The 5,635-nt window shown below is 31.4% G+C and carries 7 protein-coding genes; 1 reads left to right on the forward strand and 6 read right to left on the reverse strand.

Annotation, left to right across the window (positions count from 1 at the left end; translation table 11 throughout):
• Together KHW44_RS05770 and amaP are read right to left on the reverse strand one after the other, a co-directional pair.
• A partial coding sequence (locus KHW44_RS05770; RefSeq protein ID WP_304067063.1) for a DUF2273 domain-containing protein occupies positions 1 to 271 on the reverse strand: 271 nt, incomplete at its 3' end.
• 9 nt (positions 272 to 280) lie between these two features.
• Positions 281 to 826, reverse strand: coding sequence for an alkaline shock response membrane anchor protein AmaP (amaP, locus tag KHW44_RS05775; RefSeq protein ID WP_304067066.1), 546 nt, complete (start codon positions 824 to 826; stop codon positions 281 to 283).
• Positions 827 to 1,127: 301 nt separating this feature from the next.
• Here amaP and KHW44_RS05780 point away from each other — a divergent pair, with 301 nt between their 5' ends.
• The gene (locus tag KHW44_RS05780) at positions 1,128 to 2,084 is read left to right on the forward strand and encodes a 3-hydroxyacyl-CoA dehydrogenase (protein WP_304067068.1); all 957 of its coding nucleotides are present in this window, start codon (positions 1,128 to 1,130) and stop codon (positions 2,082 to 2,084) included.
• 59 nt (positions 2,085 to 2,143) lie between these two features.
• Here KHW44_RS05780 and KHW44_RS05785 read toward each other — a convergent pair whose 3' ends face one another.
• The 4 genes from KHW44_RS05785 to KHW44_RS05800 all read right to left on the reverse strand — a co-directional run.
• A complete protein-coding gene (locus KHW44_RS05785; RefSeq protein ID WP_304067070.1) occupies positions 2,144 to 3,163 on the reverse strand; it encodes a Gfo/Idh/MocA family oxidoreductase in 1,020 nt (339 codons plus the stop codon).
• An 8-nt stretch (positions 3,164 to 3,171) separates the two neighbouring features.
• Positions 3,172 to 4,503 (reverse strand): nucleotide sugar dehydrogenase, encoded by a 1,332-nt coding sequence (locus tag KHW44_RS05790; protein WP_304067072.1) that lies wholly within the window; start codon positions 4,501 to 4,503, stop codon positions 3,172 to 3,174.
• Complete coding sequence (locus KHW44_RS05795) at positions 4,496 to 5,074, reverse strand: acyltransferase (RefSeq protein WP_002836185.1); 579 nt, start codon at positions 5,072 to 5,074, stop codon at positions 4,496 to 4,498. The genes KHW44_RS05790 and KHW44_RS05795 overlap by 8 nt, the downstream gene beginning before the upstream one ends.
• On the reverse strand, positions 5,074 to 5,635 hold a 562-nt coding region (locus KHW44_RS05800; protein WP_304067084.1), incomplete at its 5' end, for a DegT/DnrJ/EryC1/StrS aminotransferase family protein. The genes KHW44_RS05800 and KHW44_RS05795, both read right to left, overlap by 1 nt.

Genomic DNA, 5,635 nt, shown 5'->3' on the forward strand with positions numbered 1-5,635 from the left:
TGATAAATTTAGGATTACCTTCTTTATACAATCCATAACCATAACCTATACCAAAAAGTAATAGTATTAAGATTGTTGCCCAAAAACCAAGTTTTAAAAATGAAAGTGCAATCATTACACCTAAAATTCCATACTTAGTAGGTTTCCTTAATCCAGATAAATTTTTTATTAATCTTTCGTCAAATTTATCTTTTGGATCTTCTTTTACAAAAATTATCTTCTTTTGTTCATCTGGGGATTGAAAATTGTCCAACATATTATTATTGTTCATTCTTACCCCCTATACTACCCTTTTGTTAGTAGATTTTGCCAAATCCAAGAATTTTACATTAATATCTTTAACTTTGTATCCAGTTAAAGTTTCTAGATTAGTCTTGATATCATTTTTGATATTTTCACCAAGACCTCCTACATTTGACATATCCCTTACTCCAACCTCTACATCACAATTCATATACGGTTCATTTGAATTGTTGACTCTTACATTAACATTAGAAGTTCTGACATCGTTAAATTTATTTACAGTACTTTTAACAGTGTTTTCAAGTGCATCTGTAGATATCATAACTTCTCCATCCTTGTCTTTTGAGATCAAGAAATCACTTAAATTATCAGAGAGTATTGCTTTAAACATTATTATAAGTGCCCCTAGTAAAATTAAGGCTCCAATAACTGCTAATATATAAAAGCATACCTCATTCATCATGAGCTCTCTGAGATTATAACTAACTTGTCCAAAATTGAATACTGTAAAAAACATTACTAAAGAAAATAAAATTAGTAATATTGAAAATAGTATGTGGACAAATTTTTTAAATCCACTCATAAAACCTCCTTGTAAATTATTGATATATTTGTTACTTGATATATATACCACATTAGAATAAATTCTAAACAATAATTTGTTAAATTATAAAAATTTACTCTTTATTAATTGTTTTAAAAATGGTTTTAACCTCTAGCGCCTTAATTTAATTATACCCTTCTTATAAATTTCTAAACATTTTTATTTTAAAAAAATCCGAAAAATTACACAATTTGTTCAGTTCTGATTTGTAAAATTATTTAGAGGGTATATAAATACTGAATAAAGTTACAATATAGATTAATTCAAAGGAGGCACATTTATGAAATTTAAAAATGTTACAGTTGCTGGTGGAGGCGTTTTGGGATCTCAAATAGCTTTTCAAACTGCTTTCAAAGGATTTGATGTAAACGTATGGCTAAGAAGTGAAGGTTCTGTAGAGAGAGCTAAGCCACGTTTTGATGCGTTAAAAGAAACTTATCTAAGTATACTAGATAGAATTAAGGTTGGATTATCTGATGAAAACACTGTTAACTCAGTAATTATACCTAGAGGTATTTCTTCAGATCAATTGACAATTGATGATATTGAAAATTTAAAAAAAGATGTAGAAGAAGGATTCAATAGAATTCATCTTTTAACTGACTTAGAAGAATCAGTTAAAAATTGTGATTTATTTATTGAAGCTGTTTCTGAAAATCCAGAACAAAAATCAGATTTCTATAAGAATTTAGCAAAAGTATTACATGATAATACTATAGTTGCAACAAATTCATCAACATTATTACCAAGTTCATTCAAGGATTTACTACCTCATCCTGAAAAATATCTGGCTCTTCACTTTGCAAATGAAATTTGGAACAATAATACAGCAGAAATTATGGGACACAGTGAAACTTCCCAAGAAGCATTCGATGAAGTAGTAAGTTTTGCAAAAGATATAGGAATGATTCCATTAAAATTAAAGAAAGAACAACCTGGATATCTACTAAATTCATTATTAGTTCCATTATTAGATGCTGCAATGACTCTAAAGGCTTTGGACATAGCTGATATTGAAGACATAGACAACGCTTGGAGATATGGAACAGGCGCTGCATTTGGACCTTTCCAAATACTTGACGTAGTTGGTCTTAAAACTGCATATAATATCACTTTAAATAAACCAGATGTAAATGATGAAAATTCTGTAGCATATCAAATAGCTCAAATGCTAAAGAAATATATAGATGAAAATAAATTAGGTAGAGGAACAAAAGAAGGCTTCTACAAATACTAATTAAATTGAAACAAGCTCTTGATTAAAATCAAGAGCTTGTTTGTTTTCAAAATATTTTATTAGTCAATCCAGCCGTAAGCTTTCATTAATACTTCTACTGGTTTTCTTCCTTCATGACCATTAATTAATGGTTGAGTATCGGTATTTATTGCGTGAATGAAATCTTTGTATAGTGGAGTGTGTCCGTTTCCGTACACATTATCGATTGATTTGTCATCTTCCAATTCTGCGGTTTCAGATTCATCTTCAAATACCCAAGTTTTTATTTCGTTAACAGCTAACCCACCGATAACTGCAGTTCCTGTCGATCCAAATACAGAAATAGTTTCTTCAAGATTTTTAGGATATACATCGGCACTACCTTCCAATAGTCCAATTCTACCGCTCTTAAATCTCATCAAAATTACACCGTAATCTTCCATTTCTATATCTCTTAGGAAAGTTTCTGTTTCAGCTTTTACGCTTACTAATTCATCGTCCATCATCCATAACAATAAGTCTAGTGCATGTATACATTGGTTCATCAATGTGCCACCATCTAAAGCCTTTGTTCCTCTCCATGGTGCTAAGTTATAGTAGTTTTGATTTCTGTTCCATAAAACTCTTGCTGTGATGTTTGTCATCTTTCCAAATTTATTAGCATCAATTGTTTTTTTCAATTTTTGAATTGGAGGATTAAATCTGTTTTGGTGACATACCCCAACTTTTAATCCATTTTCATCAGCTAATTTATTAATTTTGTCGATTTCTTCCAAACTCATAGCCATTGGTTTTTCAATCAATACATGTTTTGATTGTTCTAAGCAGTAAAGAGCTATCTCACCGTGGTAACCACTTTCTGTTGAAATTGAACACATATCGATGTCGACTTCTTCTAACATTTTTTTGTAATCAGTGTATACTTTTACATCTCTGTCAGGAAATCTTTCCAAATATTCATCTCTTTTTTCAATTGCTCTTTCTTCAATAATATCGCATACTGCAACCAATTCCATTTCTGAATCATTGTTTGCAATTCCTTCTACGTGTTTATAAGAAATTCTACCACAACCAATGATTGCGCATTTAATTTTTTGCATATTACCTCTTATAATAATTCTATCTTATCTCTATTGTTTTCTACATTTCTTGTAGCGTATTTTGTATCAAATACAAATGGTGCATTGTCGACTACCATTTGATAATCAACATTTGTGTGATCTGCAGTTATAACCACTAAATCATAACCTTTAACTACTTCAGGATTAATTTCTTTTAATGAGTAAGTCTTGGATCCATCTGGATTGAAGTATGAAGGATTGAATCCATCATAGTAATCGATGATAGCTCCTTCTTCTCTGAACTTATCCATTACGACAAATGCTGGTGAATCTCTTAAATCGTCGATGTCTTTTTTGTAAGCAATACCTAAAATTAAAACTTTTGAACCATTTAAAGGTTTTTTAAATTTTCTAGATAAAATCTTCATAGATCTATCTACAACCCATTCAGGCATACTATCATTTACAGTACCACTTGCTTCTATGATTGGCATGTGCACATCGTATTCTCTAGCTTTCCAAGTCAAATAGAATGGATCTAATGGTATACAGTGTCCACCTACACCAGGACCTGGATAGAATGCTTGATATCCATAAGGTTTAGTCTTAGCAGCGTCTACTACTTCCCACATATTGATATCCATTTTATTAGCTAATTTAGCAAATTCATTTACCAATCCGATATTTACATTTCTGTATGTGTTTTCAAGAATTTTTTCCATTTCAGCAACTCTTGGTGAAGATACAGTCATAACTTCCCCTTCAAGTACATTTCTGTACAATGCTGCTGCAACTTCTGTAGATTCTGAACCAATTCCTCCAACAACTTTTGGAGTGTTCTTAGTTTTGTATTGTTTATTACCTGGATCTACTCTTTCAGGAGAAAATGCTAAGTAAAAATCTTCTTCACATTTCAAGCCTGAACCATTTTCCAATATAGGTCTCATTAATTCTTCAGTAGTTCCTGGATAAGTAGTGGATTCTAATACAACTATAGATCCTTTTTTCAAATGTTTAGAAACATCTGTAGTTGATTTTTCAACGTAAGAAATGTCTGGTTGTTGGTAAATATCCAATGGTGTTGGAACAGCAATAGCAATGAAATCGCAACTTGCAACTGATTCAAAATCACTTGTAGCTCTTAATTTTCCAGATTCAACGATAGATTTTAATTCTGAATCAACAACATCACCAATATAGTTAACTCCATCGTTAACCATTTGAACTTTTTCAGGTTGTACATCAAATCCAATAACAGTGTAACCAGCTTTTGCTTTTTCAACTGCTAATGGCAATCCTACATAACCTAATCCTACAACCCCTACTACTAGAGATTTATCTTCGATTTTGCCCAATAATTCTTCTTTTAAATTATTCATTTGATACCTCACTCAATTTATAATCATTTAATAAATATTTCTTGTCACATTTTTCACATATATAATCTGTGAGGGAAACTCTTTTTAGGTTTTCTCCACATGAACATGCATATCCATGATGTCTGGCTGGATTTCCTACTACAATTTCGTAATCCCCGACATCTTTTGTAACAACTGCTCCTGCTCCAATTATAGCATATTTGCCAATTGTGTTTCCACAAACAATAGTCGCATTGGCGCCAATAGATGCGCCTTCTTTGATAGTTGTTTTTCGATATTCATCTTTTTTCTCAATAAAAGCCCTTGGATTAATAACATTTGTAAACACACAAGAAGGTCCTAAGAAAACACCATCTTCACAAACAACACCAGTATACACACTAACATTATTTTGAACTTTACAATTATTACCAAGCGTAACATCTGGAGAAATCACAACATTTTGACCAATATTACAATTTTCTCCAATAGTGCTGCCTGACATCACATGACTAAAATGCCAAATTTTAGTACCTTTACCGATCTTTGTCTCTTCATCTATATAGCAAGATTCATGAGCAAAAAAGTCCATTATACTATCTCCTTTATAGAATTAATAATATATTCTCTTTCCTCATCGTTCATTTCTGGGAACAATGGAATAGCAAAAGTTCTTTCTGAAAGATATTCCGCATTAGGGAAATCTCCCTTCTTATATCCTAAATCATTAAAAGCTTTTTGTAAATGCATTGGCACCTTGTAATAAGTTCCAGTGGCGATGCCTTTTTCTTTTAATTTTGATTCTATTTCTTCTCTGTTTTCTGATTGTAAAATAAATAAATGGAAAACGTGCTTTCCGCCTTCAGTTTCTGTTGGCATTACCAATGAAGTATCCTTCAAAGCGTCGATGTATTTATGTGAAATACTTCTTCTATTTTCCGTATATTCGTCTAAGTGTTTCAATTTAATTCTCAAAATAGCAGCTTGGATTTCGTCCAATCTTGAATTATGACCGATTAAATAATTGTAGTATTTCAATGGATTGTAAACAGTATTGTCTCCTGAATTTTGTTCCACAACCTCAACTTCTTCATCATTTAATATAGCATAAGCTTTCATTCCATTTTCGCCACTACCGTGAACCTTCAATGCT

The sequence above is a fragment of the Finegoldia magna genome, assembly GCF_018371055.1.
GTDB classification, from domain to species: Bacteria; Bacillota; Clostridia; order Tissierellales; family Peptoniphilaceae; genus Finegoldia; species Finegoldia magna_I.